This window comes from Mumia flava, assembly GCF_002797495.1.
GTDB classification, from domain to species: domain Bacteria; phylum Actinomycetota; class Actinomycetes; order Propionibacteriales; family Nocardioidaceae; genus Mumia; species Mumia flava.
Window position 1 is genome coordinate 308,081 of the sequence record NZ_PGEZ01000001.1, and the last position, 16,815, is coordinate 324,895.

Annotated in this window: 19 protein-coding genes; 9 read left to right on the plus strand and 10 right to left on the minus strand. The window is 70.5% G+C overall.

Features of this window, described 5'->3' with window-relative positions; translation table 11 throughout:
• Nucleotides 1-29 precede the first annotated feature (29 nt).
• Nucleotides 30-1,562 carry a leucyl aminopeptidase gene (locus CLV56_RS01445; RefSeq protein WP_039368711.1) on the plus strand — a complete coding sequence of 511 codons (1,533 nt, stop codon included), beginning with the start codon at nt 30-32 and terminating at the stop codon, nt 1,560-1,562.
• A 36-nt stretch (nt 1,563-1,598) separates the two neighbouring features.
• On the opposite strand, the gene CLV56_RS01450 is transcribed toward CLV56_RS01445, so the two are convergent.
• Nucleotides 1,599-1,958 (minus strand): hypothetical protein, encoded by a 360-nt coding sequence (locus tag CLV56_RS01450; RefSeq protein WP_039368713.1) that lies wholly within the window; start codon nt 1,956-1,958, stop codon nt 1,599-1,601.
• Nucleotides 1,959-2,127: 169 nt separating this feature from the next.
• Between CLV56_RS01450 and CLV56_RS01455 the strand changes: the two genes are divergently transcribed.
• The 3 genes from CLV56_RS01455 to CLV56_RS01465 all read left to right on the plus strand — a co-directional run bounded on the left by CLV56_RS01455 (nt 2,128) and on the right by CLV56_RS01465 (nt 5,229).
• Entirely contained in the window at nt 2,128-2,343 is a 216-nt protein-coding gene (locus tag CLV56_RS01455) for a hypothetical protein (protein WP_039368715.1), read from the plus strand.
• A 20-nt stretch (nt 2,344-2,363) separates the two neighbouring features.
• Entirely contained in the window at nt 2,364-4,253 is a 1,890-nt protein-coding gene (sucB, locus tag CLV56_RS01460) for a 2-oxoglutarate dehydrogenase, E2 component, dihydrolipoamide succinyltransferase (RefSeq protein ID WP_100414275.1), read from the plus strand.
• 76 nt (nt 4,254-4,329) lie between these two features.
• Nucleotides 4,330-5,229, plus strand: a complete 900-nt coding sequence (locus CLV56_RS01465) for a TIGR01777 family oxidoreductase (protein ID WP_039368721.1) — start codon at nt 4,330-4,332, stop codon at nt 5,227-5,229.
• Between the two features lie 3 nt (nt 5,230-5,232).
• Here CLV56_RS01465 and CLV56_RS01470 read toward each other — a convergent pair whose 3' ends face one another.
• The 3 genes from CLV56_RS01470 to CLV56_RS01480 all read right to left on the minus strand — a co-directional run bounded on the left by CLV56_RS01470 (nt 5,233) and on the right by CLV56_RS01480 (nt 7,277).
• A complete protein-coding gene (locus CLV56_RS01470; RefSeq protein ID WP_039368724.1) occupies nt 5,233-6,192 on the minus strand; it encodes a hypothetical protein in 960 nt (319 codons plus the stop codon).
• Complete coding sequence (locus CLV56_RS01475) at nt 6,186-6,740, minus strand: hypothetical protein (protein WP_039368727.1); 555 nt, start codon at nt 6,738-6,740, stop codon at nt 6,186-6,188. The genes CLV56_RS01470 and CLV56_RS01475 overlap by 7 nt, the downstream gene beginning before the upstream one ends.
• Before the next feature lie 99 nt (nt 6,741-6,839).
• Nucleotides 6,840-7,277: a hypothetical protein gene (locus CLV56_RS01480; protein WP_039368730.1), complete on the minus strand. Its 438-nt coding sequence runs from the start codon at nt 7,275-7,277 to the stop codon at nt 6,840-6,842.
• 97 nt (nt 7,278-7,374) lie between these two features.
• Here CLV56_RS01480 and lipB point away from each other — a divergent pair, with 97 nt between their 5' ends.
• The 3 genes from lipB (at nt 7,375) to CLV56_RS01495 (ending at nt 9,831) form a co-directional block, all read left to right on the plus strand.
• Nucleotides 7,375-8,094 carry a lipoyl(octanoyl) transferase LipB gene (gene lipB, locus CLV56_RS01485; RefSeq protein WP_245857506.1) on the plus strand — a complete coding sequence of 240 codons (720 nt, stop codon included), beginning with the start codon at nt 7,375-7,377 and terminating at the stop codon, nt 8,092-8,094.
• 87 nt (nt 8,095-8,181) lie between these two features.
• Complete coding sequence (lipA, locus tag CLV56_RS01490) at nt 8,182-9,105, plus strand: lipoyl synthase (RefSeq protein WP_211288076.1); 924 nt, start codon at nt 8,182-8,184, stop codon at nt 9,103-9,105.
• A gap of 9 nt (nt 9,106-9,114) precedes the next feature.
• On the plus strand, nt 9,115-9,831 hold the full coding sequence (locus tag CLV56_RS01495) for a DUF4191 domain-containing protein (RefSeq protein ID WP_039368732.1): 717 nt from the start codon (nt 9,115-9,117) through the stop codon (nt 9,829-9,831).
• A gap of 109 nt (nt 9,832-9,940) precedes the next feature.
• Here the strand turns inward: CLV56_RS01495 and CLV56_RS01500 are convergent, their stop codons facing one another.
• Complete coding sequence (locus CLV56_RS01500; RefSeq protein ID WP_157805034.1) at nt 9,941-10,336, minus strand: RDD family protein; 396 nt, start codon at nt 10,334-10,336, stop codon at nt 9,941-9,943.
• A gap of 230 nt (nt 10,337-10,566) precedes the next feature.
• Here CLV56_RS01500 and glnA point away from each other — a divergent pair, with 230 nt between their 5' ends.
• Nucleotides 10,567-11,985, plus strand: a complete 1,419-nt coding sequence (glnA, locus tag CLV56_RS01505) for a type I glutamate--ammonia ligase (protein WP_039368735.1) — start codon at nt 10,567-10,569, stop codon at nt 11,983-11,985.
• Nucleotides 11,986-12,195: 210 nt separating this feature from the next.
• Here glnA and CLV56_RS21135 read toward each other — a convergent pair whose 3' ends face one another.
• Both CLV56_RS21135 and CLV56_RS01515 read right to left on the minus strand, forming a co-directional pair.
• Entirely contained in the window at nt 12,196-12,555 is a 360-nt protein-coding gene (locus tag CLV56_RS21135) for a cyclophilin-like fold protein (protein ID WP_245857509.1), read from the minus strand.
• A 443-nt stretch (nt 12,556-12,998) separates the two neighbouring features.
• Complete coding sequence (locus CLV56_RS01515; RefSeq protein ID WP_039368737.1) at nt 12,999-13,835, minus strand: SDR family NAD(P)-dependent oxidoreductase; 837 nt, start codon at nt 13,833-13,835, stop codon at nt 12,999-13,001.
• 86 nt (nt 13,836-13,921) lie between these two features.
• On the opposite strand from CLV56_RS01515, the gene CLV56_RS01520 reads away from it, so the two are divergent.
• Nucleotides 13,922-14,524, plus strand: a complete 603-nt coding sequence (locus CLV56_RS01520) for a TetR family transcriptional regulator (RefSeq protein WP_100414278.1) — start codon at nt 13,922-13,924, stop codon at nt 14,522-14,524.
• A gap of 147 nt (nt 14,525-14,671) precedes the next feature.
• Here the strand turns inward: CLV56_RS01520 and CLV56_RS01525 are convergent, their stop codons facing one another.
• From CLV56_RS01525 to CLV56_RS20770, 3 genes are all read right to left on the minus strand, one after another.
• The gene (locus CLV56_RS01525; protein WP_157805036.1) at nt 14,672-15,292 is read right to left on the minus strand and encodes a DNA alkylation repair protein; all 621 of its coding nucleotides are present in this window, start codon (nt 15,290-15,292) and stop codon (nt 14,672-14,674) included.
• A gap of 155 nt (nt 15,293-15,447) precedes the next feature.
• Entirely contained in the window at nt 15,448-15,843 is a 396-nt protein-coding gene (locus CLV56_RS01530; RefSeq protein WP_039368741.1) for a VOC family protein, read from the minus strand.
• Between the two features lie 64 nt (nt 15,844-15,907).
• On the minus strand, nt 15,908-16,759 hold the full coding sequence (locus CLV56_RS20770) for a helix-turn-helix domain-containing protein (RefSeq protein WP_039368743.1): 852 nt from the start codon (nt 16,757-16,759) through the stop codon (nt 15,908-15,910).
• Nucleotides 16,760-16,815: the final 56 nt, after the last annotated feature.

Sequence of the window (16,815 nt, forward strand, 5' to 3'; positions counted from 1 at the left end):
ACCTACCCGCTCGCCGTAGGGTGACGTGCATGGCGACGAAGAAGACCGAGCCCCGTTTCACCCTCAGCTCCGCCTCGCCGACGACCACACGCGCGGACGCCGTCGTGATCGCGGTCGACAGCGACCTGCACGCCCTGGCACCGGCCGAGAACGTCGGCAAGGCCTTCGGGCGGCGGTTCTCGACGATGCTGAGCATGCTCGGCTTCAGCGGCAAGCCCGGTCAGGTCGCGGTGATCCCCACCCAGGGCGCGATCCGGGCGGGTGTCGTGATCGCCGTCGGTGCGGGGTCCGAGGCGCCCGACCCGGTCCGGCTGCGCCGGATCGCGGCGAAGACCTTCACCGCCGCGCACAACGTCGCCACCCTCGCGTACGCGCTGCCGACGCCGACGCCCGACTGCGTCCGCGCGATCGCCGAGGGCGCGCTGCTCGGCGGCTACCGCTTCGACCGCTACAAGACGTCGGCCGAGTCCGCGAGCGACGCCGAGGACCACCCCAACGCCGTCGTGGTCCTGACCCGGCTGTCGCGCGACGCCGAGGCCGCAGCCGCGCTCGACGCCGGTCGGGCCACCGCGTCGGCGGTGAACCACGCCCGCGACTGGGTCAACACGCCCCCCGGCGACCTGACGCCCGAGGCGTTCGCGGACGCCGTGACGGAGGTCGCGAAGAGCGGGCTCGCCGACGGCGGAAGTGTCAAGGCGACCGTGTGGGACGAGGCCCGGCTGGCCAAGGAGAAGTGCGGGGGTGTCCTCGCCGTCGGGCAGGGGTCGGCGAGCCCGCCGCGCCTGGTCACGCTGACCTACAAGCCGCGCAAGGCCGTGGCGCACCTCGCGCTCGTCGGCAAGGGCATCACGTTCGACTCCGGCGGGCTCAGCCTCAAGCCCGGCGCGAGCATGATGACGATGAAGTGCGACATGGCCGGTGCGGCCTCGGTCGTCGCCGCGACGCTCGCGATCGCGGCGATCGGGCTGCCCGTGCAGGTCACGTGCGTGGCCCCGATGGCCGAGAACATGCCGAGCGGCTCGGCACTGCGACCCGGCGACGTCATCACGATCCGCGGCGGCACCACCGTCGAGATCCACAACACCGACGCCGAGGGCCGGCTCGTCCTCGCGGACGGCCTGCGGGTCGCGTCCGAGGCCAAGCCCGACGTCCTCGTCGACGTGGCGACCCTCACCGGTGCCGCGGTCGTGGCGCTCGGCGAGCGGACCGCCGGCGTGCTCGGCAACGACGCCGACCTGCGCAGCCGCGTGGTGGATCTCGGGGAGTCCGTCGGCGAGGCGTTCTGGCCGCTGCCGATCACCCGTGAGGTGCTCGACAAGGTCACCAGCTCCGAGCTGGCCGACGTGCGCCAGCACAACCCGAAGCCGGCCGGTGGCACGCTGTACGCCGCCGCGTTCCTGCAGCAGTTCGTCGACGACGACACCACCTGGGCCCACCTGGACATCGCCGGACCCGCGTTCAACGACGGCGCGCCGTACGACGAGGTGCCGAAGGGCGGGACCGGCATGAGCGTGCGCACGCTGGTCGCGCTCGCGGAGTCGCTGGCTGACTCGCAGAGCTGAGCCCGGCCGTACGGCGGGGGCCGGCGGCGGGAACCGTCAGGCGCCGGCTTCGCGGTCGCGGCGCTTGCGCTCGGCGGCGACCCGGCGGTTGTACTCCCGCATCCGCTGGGGGTAGCCGACCACCCCCGCGTCGTACGTCGGGACCTGGTGCTTGTTGGCGAACTCGTGCGCCCACCCCGCCGACGGGACGCGGCGGCGGGTCCACTCGCCGTCCTTCGCGACCAGCAGGAGCGTCGTCTGCGAGACGGCGGTCGGCGGCTCCACGAAGCCTTCGACGCCGGTGCGGGACTCGATGAACTGCTCGAGGTGCTTGCGGTCGTGCGCGTCGGCCGAGCGGTCGGCGACCACCGCCCCACCGCGCGTCCGCGTCCGCTTCTTGCGCCCGAACAGGCCCATCAGGTGCGCTCCTGTGCTCTCGTGGCAACCGGTTGGCCACCAGGGTAGGCACCCAGTGTGCCGTACTGACGGGTAGCGACCCACATGTGCGTCGCAGGGATCGCAGTGACAAGATGATGACGGCCCCACGGCGAAGATCTCGCCGCCCGCTGCACGCCCGGAGGCACCCGTGATCCAGTCCGCTCGCCACGACGTCGTCGTGGCTCGCGGGTTCGGTGACGACGCCCCCGTCGGCCGGCTCGGGGCCCGCGCGCTCGACGACGTCGTCGGCGAGTCGGACGCAACCCGCGGCCAGGACCCGGGTGTCCGCCCGACGAAGCACCCCCTCGCCACCGCAGCGGCCTACCCCGCGGCGGCCGGTACACCACGTCACGCACACGCCTGAGATCAGACAGGGGTCCACCCATGGCAACGCCCGTCACGCTTCCGGAGCTCGGTGAGAGCGTCACCGAAGGCACCGTCACCCGCTGGCTCAAGCAGGTCGGCGACACGATCGCCGTCGACGAGCCGCTGCTGGAGGTCTCGACCGACAAGGTCGACACCGAGATCCCGTCGCCGGTGGCCGGAACGCTCCTGGAGATCAAGGCGGACGAGGACGAGACCGTCGAGGTCGGCGCCGTCCTCGCCGTCGTCGGGGACGAGGGCGAGTCCGCGGGAGACGACGCTCCGGAGCAGTCGTCGGACGAGAGCGCTCAGGACGGGCAGCCGTCCGACGACGACGGCCAGGAGCAGGTCCCGGACGACCAGACGCCCGCAGAGGCCGCCGACGACGGCTCCGCCGCAGAGGCCGCGGACGCGTCGCCCGCAGAGGCGTCGGAGGAGGCGCCGGCCGACGACCAGAACGAGGCGGAGACGACGTCGTCGGACGCCGGCTCGAGCGGGTCGGACGACGGCGGGTCCACCGGCGGCGAGACGTCGGAGGTCACCCTCCCCGAGCTCGGCGAGAGCGTCACCGAGGGCACCGTGACCCGCTGGCTGAAGCAGGTCGGAGACTCGGTCGAGGTCGACGAGCCGCTGCTCGAGGTCTCGACCGACAAGGTCGACACCGAGATCCCCTCCCCCGTCGCCGGCACGCTCGTCGAGATCAAGGCCGACGAGGACGAGACCATCGAGGTCGGCGCCGTGCTCGCCCTGATCGGGAGCGGCGACGGCGGTGGGACCTCGGCACCCGAGCCCGAGCAGAAGTCGGAGCCCGAGCCCGAGCAGAAGTCGGAGCCGGAGCCCGAGCCCGAGCCGGAGCCCGAGCCGGCGCCCGAGCCGGAGCCCGAGCCCGAGCCCGAGCAGAAGTCCGAGCCGGAGCCGGAGCCCGCCCAGGCGACGTCCGAGCAGCCCACCACCGGGCCGAGCGCGGTCAAGCCGGACGGACGTCAGTACGTGACCCCGATCGTTCGCAAGCTCGCCGACCAGCACGGCGTCTCGCTCGACGACGTGACCGGCACCGGCGTCGGTGGGCGCGTGCGCAAGCAGGACGTGCTCGATGCCGCCGAGGCGAAGAAGAAGGCGGCCGAGCCCGCGCCCGCGTCGGCTCCGGCTGCCGCTCCCGCCGCTGCCTCGTCGGGCCCCGACCTGTCCGGGCTCGTCGGCACGACGCAGAAGGCCAGCCGGATCCGTCAGCTCACCGCGACGAAGACCAAGGAGTCGCTGCAGATCGCGGCCCAGCTCACCCAGGTCCACGAGGTCGACCTGACCCGGATCGCGCGGCTGCGTGACCGCTTCAAGGCCGGGTTCCTCGAGCGCGAGGGCGTCAAGCTGACGTACCTGCCGTTCATCGCGAAGGCGACCGTCGAGGCGCTGAAGGCGCACCCCAACATCAACGCCTCGTACGACGAGGACGCGAAGGAGATCACGTACCACCCGGACGTGAACCTCGGCGTCGCCGTCGACACCGAGCGCGGTCTGCTCTCGGTCGTCGTCCACGACGCCGGCGACCTGAGCCTGGCCGGTCTCGCGCAGCGGATCAACGATCTCGCGAGCCGGGCGCGCAGCGGCGACATCAAGCCGAACGAGCTGTCGGGCGGGACGTTCACGATCACGAACATCGGCAGCTTCGGTGGCCTGTTCGACACCCCGATCCTCGTGCAGCCGCAGGCGGCGATGCTCGCGACCGGTGCGGTCGTGAAGCGTCCGGTGGTCGTCACCGACGAGGTCGGCGGCGACACGCTCGCGATCCGCTCGATGGCGTACCTCCCGATGACCTACGACCACCGCCTGGTGGACGGCGCGGACGCCGGTCGGTTCCTCTCGACCGTGAAGAAGCGGCTCGAGGAGGGTGCGTTCGAGTCCGAGCTCGGCTGATCCGAGGGCCGGCAGGCCGTACGGTCGGCTGTTCGGCGACACGACAGGACCTCGTGCCCCCAGGCAGGATGGGGGCATGAGGTTCTGCATCGCCGGAGCGTCCGGATTCCTCGGACAGGCGCTCGCCGCGCGCCTGGAGTCCGACGGCCACACCGTCGTACGGCTCGTGCGACGCGCGGCCGAGGGACCCGGCGAGTCGCGCTGGGACCCGGCGAAGGGCGTCGTCGACCACGGCGTGATCGCCCGGTCGCACGTCGTCGTGAACCTCTCGGGCGCGCCGATCGCGCACTGGCCGTGGACCGAGGCGTACCGTCGCGAGCTGGTCGAGTCACGCCTGCGGAGCACCGAGACGCTCGCCCGCGCGGTCGCTCAGGCCCGCCGCCCGCCCGTCCTGCTGTCGTCGAGCGGGATCAACGCGTACGGGGACGACCGCGGCACCGCGGTGCTCGACGAGAGCAGCGACCGGGGCGCCGGCTTCCTCGCGGACCTCGTCCGACGGTGGGAGGAGACCACCGGGCTCGCCGATCGGGCGGGTGCCCGGGTCTGCCTGCTGCGGACCTCCCCCGTGCTCGACCGGTCCGGAGGGCTGCTCCGGCTGATGCTCATCCCGTTCCGGCTCGGCCTCGGCGCCAGGCTCGGGTCGGGCGAGCAGTACTTCCCGATGATCTCGCTGCGCGACTGGGTCGGTGCAGTCCAGCACCTCGCGACCACCGACGACGCGCGTGGCCCCTACAACCTGGTCGCGCCGACGCCGGCGACGAACGCCCAGTTCACCGCGGCTCTCGCCGCTGCGCTGCATCGTCCGGCCGTGCTCCGCGCCCCCTCCTTCGCCCTGCGGGCGGCGCTCGGCGGGCTGTCCGTCCAGGCCCTCGGCTCGTTGCGATCGGTCCCCGACCGCCTGCAGGCGTCGGGCTACACGTTCGCCGACACCGACGTCGACGCGGTGATCGCCTCGGCGTTGGCGGACCCTGCGTGAGGCTCAGTCGATCCGGGTGACCAGGGACTGCGCCTCGTCGACCACCAGCGCCGCGGTCGCGGGCGGGCCGTCGAGCGTGGGCGGTGCACCCGGAATCTCTCCCTCGACCGGAACTCCGTTCACCTCGAACCGCAGGTCGTAGACCGTAGTGATCCTCACCGGGTACGCGCGCTTGCCGTCGACGTTCGCGGACCCGCGGACCGACGCACGGTGATAGGTGTAGGTGCAGTCGGACTCCGCCTGTGCGCGACTCGTGGTCCACGGGCAGCTCATGCCGCCCGAGCCGTCACCGGGATCGACGGACATCGACTGGAACGTCGCGATCGCCACGAGGCCGAACGCCGACGACCCGGTGACCTCCTCCGGCACCCCGTCGAGCCAGTACCAGGTGTCGAGGTTGACCAGGCTGCGGGTCTGCGGGCTCGTCTTGATCTCGGGGTTGCCGAGGTCGATGTTGCCGATCGCCTCCTGCGCCTGCTCGGCCAGCGACGGGGGCTGCGGCTCGGCGTCATCGCTCCAGTACGAAGGTCCCGCCTCCCAGGAGAACCCGTTGAAGCACACCTGGGCCAACGCCTTCGAGTCCTCCTCGGGCTTCTCGCCCTCGGGCAACGCGATCGGGGGAAGGATCTCCCCGGTGAAGCACGGCTGGGTCCCGACGCAGTAGAGCGCCGTGGGGTTCCAGTTCTCCCAGCCGGTCAGGTCCGCGCTGTCCAGGTCGCAGGTCGGCTCGGACGGTCCGCCGCCGTCACCGCCGCCGTTGTCGCCACCGCCGTCGTTGCCGCCGCCCCCGCCTCCGCCGGGCACCACGCAGGTGTAGCTGAAGCCGTTCCACTGCGCCTGCGCGGGGGGTTCGCAGGTCGGTTCGGCGCCGGACGCCGAGGTCGCCGTTGCCAGCGTCAGCCCGACGGTCGAGGCGAGCGCGAGCAGCGCGCCCGCGAGCACGGCAGCGAGTCGATTCAGCATGACCCCTCCTGGGTCTCCGGCGTGGCGACCAGCCACGTGTCGTCTCCACGCTCCAGCGTGACCTTCAGGGGCGTCCGCATGCCGCCGGTCGCGGCGCCCCTCACCTCGGTGTCGCCGGCGTCGACGATGAACGAGCGAGCCGTGTCCATGCACCCCGTGACCACGGCCTCGTCCCCGTCGATCGTCACCGACTCGGGCTCGAACGTCGCCTCACCGATCCGCCACTTCCCCGCGTCCTCGGTGATCGCCTGCTCGTCCGGCACGATCGCGGCGTACAGCTCGTCGGTGACCGTGCCCTCCAGCGACTCCTCGATCGGCTGGTCGCCGCGGTCGAAGACCGCCGCGCGGTACGCGTCGACGGCGTCGATCGCCTCGCGCTCCTCGGGGGTGTAGCCGTCCGCGTCGGTGCTCGCGGCCGCCGACGGGCTCTCGGCGCTCGAGGACGCGTCGATGTCCACCTCGTCGTCGCCGCCGCACGCGCCGAGGAACAGCACGAGCGCGGTCGTCAGCGCCACGCCGGCGGCGCGCGCACGCGTACGTGGAGTCATGAGGGTGGGGGCTTCCCTTCGGTCGTCCGTCGGTCCCGGATCCGGGCGGACCGCGATCACCTTATCGAATGCGGATGTCAGGAGGGACACGGCGCGATCTCATCCGGCCAACCTCTCGATCGCGGCGATCCGCCAGCCCCGTGCCGTGCGACGGAGCGCGACGCGCCGCTCGGTCGGCGCGTCGGCCGGCAGGGTGGTCCACCGACCGCCCGGTGAGCGCACGCGGACCGGTGCAAGGCGGTCGACCACACGGAGGACGGTCGTCCGGTCGCCCCGACGCTCCACGACCACGGACCGCACCTCGAGCCGCACCTGGTCGAGCTCGAGGTCGCGGTCGCGGTAGCGCCGCAGGAGTCGCGCGTCGGCCCTCCGCTCGGTCGACCCCGCGACGTACACGCGGTCCAGCAGGGACGCGTCGGCCTGGACGAACGCGCGGCCCCGGGCGGCGTCGAGCTCCGCGAGCCGCTCGGGCCACGGAGCGGCGTCGGCCGTCTGGAGGATCCCGAGCACGGCGAGCAGCCAGGCGATCAGCGTCATGGCGCACCACTGTGGCAGGACGGGCCGACGTCACGCGTTCGTCGTCCACAGGCACGATCACGACGGGGGATCACGATCACGGGGATACGCTGGCCGGGTGAGCCCTCTCGAGATCCGACGACTCGGCCTCGGCGACGACCAGCTCGACTTCGCGTCCGTCTGGCAGCACCAGCGGGACCTGCACGCGCAGCGCTGCGCCGAGGAGATCGGCGACGTCGCGCTGATGCTGGAGCACACGCCGGTCTTCACCGCCGGCACCCGTACGGAGCCGCACGAGCGTCCGAGCGACGGCAGCCCGGTGATCGACATCGACCGCGGCGGCAAGATCACCTTCCACGGACCGGGGCAGCTGGTCGCGTACCCGATCGTCGCCCTCCCCGCCCACGTGCTCGTGGTGGACTACGTACGGCGGGTCGAGGAGGCGATGATCCGCACCGTCACCGACCTCGGCGTCGCGTGCGGCCGGGTGCCGGGACGGTCCGGGGTGTGGCTGCCCGCGGACGACCGCGGCCCGGATCGCAAGGTCGCGGCGATCGGCATCCGCGTGGCACGCGGCGTGACGATGCACGGACTGGCGATCAACGGCGACGTCGACCTCGCGTGGTACGGCCGGATCGTGCCGTGCGGGATCGCCGACGCCGGCGTGACGTCGCTGGCGCGTGAGCTCGGGCGCCCCGTGCCGTCGACCGAGATCGCCGACGTCCTCGAGCCGCACCTGGTCGAGCTGCTGGACTGGCAGCCGTACCGCCCCTCGGAGGACCTGAGCGTCGTGCCGGACGACGGCGTCCGCTACGGCCTCGCCGGTCACCTGGCGTGACGACGCCGACGGCCCGCGGCGCGCGTTGCCCGGCTGTGGCCACGGCGTAGGGTGGGCGTCGTGACCATCGCACCAGAAGGACGCAAGATGCTCCGGCTGGAGGTCCGCAACGCCGAGACCCCCATCGAGAAGAAGCCCGCGTGGATCAAGACCAGGGTCCGCAACGGTCCGGAGTACACCGAGCTGAAGAACCTCGTCAAGAGCGAGGGCCTGCACACGGTGTGTCAGGAGGCCGGCTGTCCCAACATCTTCGAGTGCTGGGAAGACCGTGAGGCGACGTTCCTGATCGGCGGTGAGCAGTGCACGCGGCGCTGCGACTTCTGCCAGATCGACACCGGCAAGCCCGCGCCGCTCGACCGCGACGAGCCCCGCCGCGTCGCCGAGTCCGTCCGCACGATGGGTCTGCGCTACGCGACGATCACCGGTGTGGCGCGCGACGACCTGCCGGACGGCGGCGCCTGGCTGTACGCCGAGACCGTGCGCAAGATCCACGAGCTCAACCCCGAGACGGGTGTCGAGAACCTCATCCCCGACTTCAACGCGAAGCCGGACCTGCTCGCCGAGGTGTTCGAGTCCCGCCCGGAGGTCCTCGCGCACAACGTCGAGACCGTCCCGCGGATCTTCAAGCGCATCCGCCCGGCGTTCACGTACGACCGGTCGCTGTCGGTGCTCACCGCGGCCCGCGACTTCGGGCTGGTGACGAAGTCGAATCTCATCCTCGGGATGGGCGAGACGCCGCAGGAGGTCAGCCAGGCGCTGCGCGACCTGCACGACGCCGGGTGCGAGCTGATCACGATCACCCAGTACCTCCGCCCCAGCCCGCGCCACCACCCGGTCGAGCGGTGGGTCAAGCCCGAGGAGTTCGTCGACTTCGCCGCCGAGGCCGAGCAGATCGGTTTCTCCGGCGTGATGTCGGGCCCGCTGGTCCGCTCGTCGTACCGCGCCGGTCGGCTGTACGCCCAGGCGCAGGAGGCACGCTCCGCCGCATCGACGTCGAGGGCGACGGCGTAGTCTGGACCCATGTCCACTCCCGAGGCTCCACCGCAGGGCCGGATCGCCCAGATCCGTCAGGCCTACACGATCACCAAGCGCACCGACCGCACGATCGGGCTCCGCCTGCTCGCGTGGTTCCTGCTGGTGGGTGGGATCGTCTTCGGGATCGGGTGGGTCGTCGGGGGCGGCAACAGCCTCCTCGGCATCATCCTGGTCAGCATCCTGTCCGTGCTCAGCGGTGTCCTCGCAGCGCTGATCGTCTTCGGCCGGCGCGCCGAGCGTGCCGCGTACTCCCAGGTGGAGGGCCAGGTCGGCGCCGCCGCAGGCGCCCTGAACATGCTGAAGCGCGGGTGGAAGGTCTCCCCCGCGGTCGGCTTCACCAAGAGCCAGGACGTGGTGCACCGCGTCGTCGGACCCCCGGGGATCGTGCTGGTCGGCGAGGGCAACCCGGCCCGGGTCCGCAACCTGCTCAACACCGAGCTGAAGAAGACCGCCCGGATCGTCGGCGAGGACGTCCCGGTCTCGACCGTCGTGGTGGGCAACGACAAGGACGCCGGCCAGGTCCCGCTGCCGAAGCTGGTCGCGAAGCTGCGCAAGATGCCGCGTGCCCTCAAGCCGGCGCAGATGACGCCGGTCCTGAACAAGCTCAAGGCGCTCGACGCCATGCGGCCGCAGATGCCGCTCCCGCGCGGCCCCGTACCGACGAGCGCCAAGGGCGCCCGCCGGATGATGCAGGGCCGCTGACCGCTCCGCACGACCGGCGAGTCATCCGCGGCGTGGTCGCGAGTCAGGCGTGGCGCCCTCGCGAGTCATCTGCGGCGTGGTCGCGAGTCATCCGTGGCGCCCTCGAGAGTCACGCACGGCGCATCGGCGTGATGACCGAGCCCGCGGCGATGTCGTGGAAGCCGCGGCCCTCGGAGTTCTGCAGGATCGCCGGGAGCACGAGGCACAGCAGGGCTGTCCTCAGGAACGCCATCACGCCGACCGGCCCGCCGTGCGGGCCGATCACGTGGATCCCGACGATCCGCTTGCCGATCGAGTAGCCCAGCGTCGCGTCGAGGATCGCCACCTCGACGAAGAACGCGAACAGGACCCACCACGAGCTCGCGGCCTCGGGACCGGCCAGCGGTGTCCCCGTGGCCAGCGCCACGGTCAGGCTGGCGACGATCCAGTCGATCAGCAGCGCCAGGAGGCGGCGCCCGAAGCCTGCGATCTCGGGCATGGTGGAGGGTTCGGAGGTGCCGGACACGTCCGTCAGCGTACCTGCCGCCCGGGCTGCCCCCGGCGTACGGTTCGAGCCCGTGAGGCTCTTCTCACCCTGGTCAGACGACCTGCGAACTTCGTAACATGGGCGAAACACTTGGGTCACTGACGGGAAACTACGCCTGCCTACGTTCGATCACGACACAGCGACGTGACTCCAGTTCGTCCCCGTACAAGACGGCCGCGACAGCCTGAGCGCCCGGCCGAGGAGGCTTTATGTTCTCAAACCGCGACGAGCTCTTGGCCTACATCAAGGACGAGGGTGTTCAGTTCGTCGACGTCCGTTTCACCGATCTGCCCGGCATCCAGCAGCACTTCACGGTCCCGGCCGGCTCGTTCGACGAGTCGGTGTTCGAGGACGGGCTGATGTTCGACGGCTCCTCGGTGCGCGGTTTCCAGGCGATCCACGAGTCGGACATGGCGCTGTTCCCGGATCCCACCACGGCGTACCTCGACCCGTTCCGCCCGGAGAAGACCCTCGCGCTGGAGTTCTTCATCCACGACCCGCTGACCGGTGAGGCGTACTCGCGCGACCCGCGCAACATCGCCCGCAAGGCCGAGGCGTACCTCGCCAGCACCGGGATCGGCGACACCGCGTTCTTCGCTCCCGAGGCCGAGTTCTACGTCTTCGACAAGGCGCGCTTCGAGACGTCGGCGAACCGCGGCTTCTACGAGATCGACTCGATCGCCGGCGCGTGGAACACGGGCGCCGAGGACGAGGCCCGCGGCTACAAGGTCCGCTACAAGGGCGGCTACTTCCCCGTCTCCCCCACCGACCACTTCGCCGACCTGCGCAACGACATGGTCCTCAACCTCGAGAGCTCCGGCCTCACGGTCGAGCGGGCGCACCACGAGGTCGGTACGGCCGGTCAGGCGGAGATCAACTACCGCTTCGACACGCTGCTCAAGGCCGCGGACGACGTGATGAAGTTCAAGTACATCATCCGCAACACCGCCTGGGCCGCCGGCAAGACCGCGACCTTCATGCCGAAGCCGATCTTCGGCGACAACGGCTCGGGCATGCACTGCCACCAGTCGATCTGGAAGAACGGCGAGCCGCTGTTCTACGACGAGGCCGGCTACGGCGGTCTGTCGGACACCGCCCGCCACTACATCGGCGGCATCCTGAAGCACGCGCCGTCGCTGCTGGCGTTCACCAACCCGACGGTGAACTCCTACCACCGTCTGGTGCCGGGCTTCGAGGCCCCGATCGCGCTGGTCTACAGTTCGCGCAACCGCTCGGCCTGTGTCCGCATCCCGATCACCGGCTCGAACCCGAAGGCCAAGCGCATCGAGTTCCGCTGCCCCGACCCGTCGGCGAACCCGTACCTCGCGTTCTCTGCGCTGCTGCTCGCCGGCGTCGACGGCATCAAGAACAAGATCGAGCCGCCGGAGCCGGTCGACAAGAACATCTACGAGCTGCCGCCGGACGAGTACGCGCAGATCGACTCGGTGCCGACCTCGCTCGGCGCCGTGCTCGACTCGCTCGAGTCCGACCACGAGTTCCTCACCCAGGGCGACGTCTTCACGCCGGACCTGATCGAGACGTGGATCGACTACAAGCGGACCGAGGAGATCGCTCCGCTGCAGCTCCGCCCGCACCCGCACGAGTTCGAGCTGTACTACGACATCTGATCGGCAGACTGAGCGAGATCTGCAGACTGAGCACGTCGCTCTGGCGTCGTGAGCGTCGATGGCCCCGGTTCGCCGGGGCCATCGACGTTGGGGAGCGCCTCCTCCAGGTACGCGCAGGTCCGCCGCTCGGGATGTCGCCGCCACGCATTCTGGCGTGGTCGACCCAGCCGCGTCGGTGTACTGCAGGACGCCGACGCGGCTGACGGCCGGTCAGTCGTCCAGCGCCTCGACCCTCGCCGTGACGGAACCGGTGAGCTCGGAGATGCGCTGCGCAGCGTCCCCGTCGAGCCGGCCGAGGACGACGATGCCCGGGAAGTAGGACTGGTCACCGTAGTACAGGACGAGATCGCTCCCCGGGGCGTAGTACCCCAGATCACCCACATCGGGATCCGCCCCGTCGGGCTGACCGTCCAGGGACAGCGGCGACGGAAGCGGACCGGTCTTCTCCACCCCTCCGTGATCGATCATGTCGACCGTCACCGGCAGCTGCGCAACCAGGTCACGAGCTGCGGCGCTCTCGGCGAGGGTGGCACCGAACCGCTGCTCACCGATGGTGATCTGGATCCTCAACCTGTCCTCCTCACCTCGAGCGCCGCCCGCCGATTCCCGACCGGCCGACGCGCTGCCGCCCGGCTCACCGCTGGGTGATCCGCCTGCACCGTCCCCCGGGGACCTCGTCGGGCTGCTGCTGATCGATGTCTGCGGTGACGCGCCGTCGCCCGATCGTTCACCGGCGGTGTCGTCGGCGCCGCAGGCCACCACGAGCGAGCCGACGGCGACGAGCACCGCTGCCCGCAGCACACGAGCAGGATCGAGCGACACGAGTCCGAGTGAACTCGCCGGCCGCACCGGCCGCAAGTCACCCTCGACCAGGGCACTCCCAGGGCCCCCCAGAGTCATGATCCTGGTTGTCCGCGACGATGGTCAGAACCCGAGCGTCGGGCGCCTGCTCTCGATCTGGGCTTTGGCAGTGTCGAGCAAACCCCGCGGTCACGGCTGGTGGCGCCGAGGCGTCAGCAGTCGATGCCGACGCGGCGTGCACTCGCGGCCCAGAATGCGTCAGCGAGAGCCGTGTCGTTCTGTTGCGGGTTGGGCTTCTTCGGCAGCTTGCGGCGGTCGGTGTAGTACTCCCCCGACTCCCAGGTCTCACCCGGGGTGCCGTTGATCGCCCACAGGAGGTTGTCGGCTCCGGACTCGGGCGTCGACAAGAACCGGGCGAGCGGGCTCTTGTAGATGGCCTTCATCATCGCGTTCCCGGTCTCCTTGCCGAAGTTGGACGCGATGTTGCCCGGGTGCAGCGCGACCGCGCTCAGACCCTGCTGGTGGTACCGCGAGTGGAGACCCTTGGCGAAGAGAATGTTCGCGAGCTTGGAGTCGCCGTAGGCCTTCATCGTCTTGTACTTCTTCGTGTGGTCGAGATCGTCCAGCTCGATCTTCCCGAACGCGTGGGCGCCGACGCTGGAGGTGTTGACGACCGTCCCCTCCCCAGCAAGGACGAGATCGAGCAGCAAGTGGGTCAGCAGGAAGCCGGCATAGTGGTTCACCTGCATCGTGCGCTCGTTGCCGTCCTCGGTCATCACGTACTCGGCGAACACACCACCGGCGTTGTTGACCAGCACGTCGATCCGGTCCGTGGCCTGACGAACTTCCCCGGCGAGCGCGCGCACCTCGGACAGGTGCTCGAAGTCGGCCACGAAGCTCTGGGCACCCAACGGCCGAGCGACGGCCTCGAGCTTGTCCCGGCGGCGCCCCACGAGCAGCAGACGCTCGCCCTGAGCGGCGAGCTTGCGCGCGGCGGCGGCGCCGATGCCGTCCGACGCCCCAGTGATCACGATCGTTCGCTGTGCCACGACTGTTCCATCCTTCGGGATCTGATGCTTACACTCTACGTCAATTATGACACTCTGTGTCAAAATCGCACCGTTAGGCTGCCTCCATGTCCTCGTCACCCCGTCGTACGGTCCGCGACGTCGCCCGTCGTGCCGTCCAGGCAGAGCTGGTCTCCGTCGCCCAGGAGCTCTTCGACGAATTCGGCTACGAGGACACGACCGTCGACGCCATCGCCACGGCAGCGGGCATGAGCCGGCGGACCTTCTTCCGCTACTTCGCTTCCAAGGAGGAACTGGTCCTGGGCAAGTACGACCTCCTCGGCGAGCAGCTCCTTGAGGCGTTCCGGGCCAGGGCCGACGACGAGCCGTTGTGGACAGCGCTTCGCGGGATGTTCGAGACGGTGGTCAGTGCCGCCGGCGGCGTCAACGACGACATCCCGGTCCATGCCATCGAGCGCATCGTCGACGAGACACCCGCCCTGCGCGGCGGCTATCTATACCGGCTCGAGTCGATCCAGACGACCATCGCCGCCGAAGCACGCCAGCGAGCCGCACGGATCGGAGCGGCGTACGCGCCCGACGACCCCGCGCCCGAGGCCATGGTCGGCGCCGCGTTCGCCTGCATGAGCGCCGCACGCGCGATCTCGTCAGCATTCGATGTGCCCCTGACGACTACGGCCGACCGCGCCATGCGTGCCATGCACCCCTGAGCGATCGGCCGTGCGGGAGGTCGTCCGCCGAGGCCGAGCGGCTGGGTAGGACGTACTTCCGGGGGATCTCGCCCGCGGGCCGTGAGGTCACGGTGTCCCACAGGGGCCATTCGCACTTCCAGGTCGGAGGTTGTAGCCCTTGTTGGATCAAGCGCTGTCGGATGCTGGCCTCCGCTTACGTGTCGCGATGCGGAGTGCTGCCCGGGGCATCTTCTCGCCGTGCTGGCTCAGGAATTCGGTCAGTCGCTCTGGCAGCCGCTCACCGGCGTAGGCGAGATAGATGCCGACCGGTTTGTGGACGACGGGATCGGGGTCTGCGTGCAGCACTTCTGCGATCGAGATACCTTCCTCGACATCGCTGTCGTCGCCGTACTTCACGAACCACAGTGGTGCAGTCATGGCGGTGCGCCGGCGATGTGGATCCGGCGAGGCCGCGAGGTCGTGCAGCAGGTCGTACGGGCCGCCTGCGAGGGTGGCGCCGATGACGCGGGGTGCGGCCCTGTCGACCATGCCCCAGTCATCGATCCGGTCGTGGTGCCTCAGGTAGATGTCGCGGAGCTCGGGGTCGCCTAGCCGTTGGCGAGCCTGGAAGTCGAGGATGCAGCACGCAGTCATGCGCGCCTCGTAGGAGCTGTCGGCGAGGAGCAGCTCCAGCTCATGGGGCGCAATCGAGGTTGCCGCCTTCGCTGTGTCGAACAAGGTCCGCATGCGCATCCCAGGCGACAGCTCGGCCCGTACTCGCTCAGCCGTCCACTCCGCGCCGCTCATGTTGCGCTCTTCTCGGCGTTCAAGGCGTTCTGGTGGGTGACGGCTGTGGCGGTCGGCTGGTTGCCCATGGAAACCTCCTTGTGCTGGTCGTGAGGTCTTGCGAGTAGGACGACGCGGCTGCGGGGGGCTCATCGGTGCCAGCCGCCCGGTTCGGGTCAGAACTTGTCGCCTGTGCGCCAGGCCATCTCCTGCAGCAGCAGGCGGTTGCCGTCGGGGTCGGTGATCTCGGCGAACTGGACGCCGCCGCCGATGTCTCGGATCTGGGCGACCTGGACCCCGCGCGAGACGAGCTCGTCGCGGACTGCCGCGATGTCGTCCACCACCAGGTGGACGCCCAGCAAGGATCCCGGTGTCATGCCGGTGATGGAGGGCAGGTTGGTGCCGAGGACGATCGAGCAGCTGGATCCGGGCGGAGTCAGCTGCACGAACCGGACGCCGTCGGCGGGTCGGACGTCGACGTCCTCGACGAACCCGACCTGGTCGACGTAGAAGGTCTTAGCCCGATCGATGTCGACGACCGGGACGGGGATCAGTTCCAGCTTCATCTCCATGGTGCCTTGTCCTTTCGTGTGGGTGAGTGCAGCGGCACGGCGAGGCCGCCGGTGCCGACTGACGTCATGCGTGGCGCCGACGGGCATGGGCTCGCAGCGCGACCTCCGTGGGGCTGCCCGGCTCGCAGTGGAAGACGATGAGTGACTGGTCCTCGTCCTCGACCGAGCGGAGGACCGTGTCGGTGAGCTCGAGGTGGCCGAGAAGCGGATGCTCGATCACGGTGCCGCCGAGCGGGTGCTCGCGGGCGGGGTGGAGGTCCCATGCGGCCCGGAACTCCGGGCTCACCCGCGCCAGCCGTTCGATCAGTTCGGTGACCTCCGGGTCGCCCGGTCGCCGGGCCGCGTCCACGCGCAACCGGCCGACGATGTCCTCCACCACGAGCGGCCAGTCCGCGAAGTGCCCGCGCGAGGAGGGATCGAGCAGCAGCACCTCGGCCCAGTTCAGGCCACGATCCACGAAGGGCTCCTCGAACCCCCGGTGGGGTGCGAAGACGTGGTGGGCGAGCCGGTTCCACGCGAGCACCCGCATGCCGCGGCCGAGCACGGCCACGGGTACGTCGTCGTGGAGGTGGTTCATCACCGCGGCGATGCTCGGCAGCAGGACCTGGCCCTGCGCGGCCGGACGGGCGAGAGTCACGCGTGTCAGGCGTGCCACGTGGGAACGGTCGTCGTGATCGAGCTGCAACGCGTCCGCGAGGGCGGACAGGACGGAGGCGGACACAGCGCCTGCGGTCCCCTGCTCGATCCGGGTGTAGTACGACGTGCTGACACCGGCGAGGAAGGCCACCTCCTCCCGACGCAGCCCGGGCACGCGCCGACGACCGTACGTCGGCACGTTGACGTCGCCAGGACACAGGGCGCCGCGTCGGGAACGCAGGAAGTCGCCGAGCTCGATGTCGGCTGCGGTCGGTCGCACTGCAACACCGTCCTCTCCCCTCGGGATTGCCACCAGTGCCGGAAGTCACGACCGTG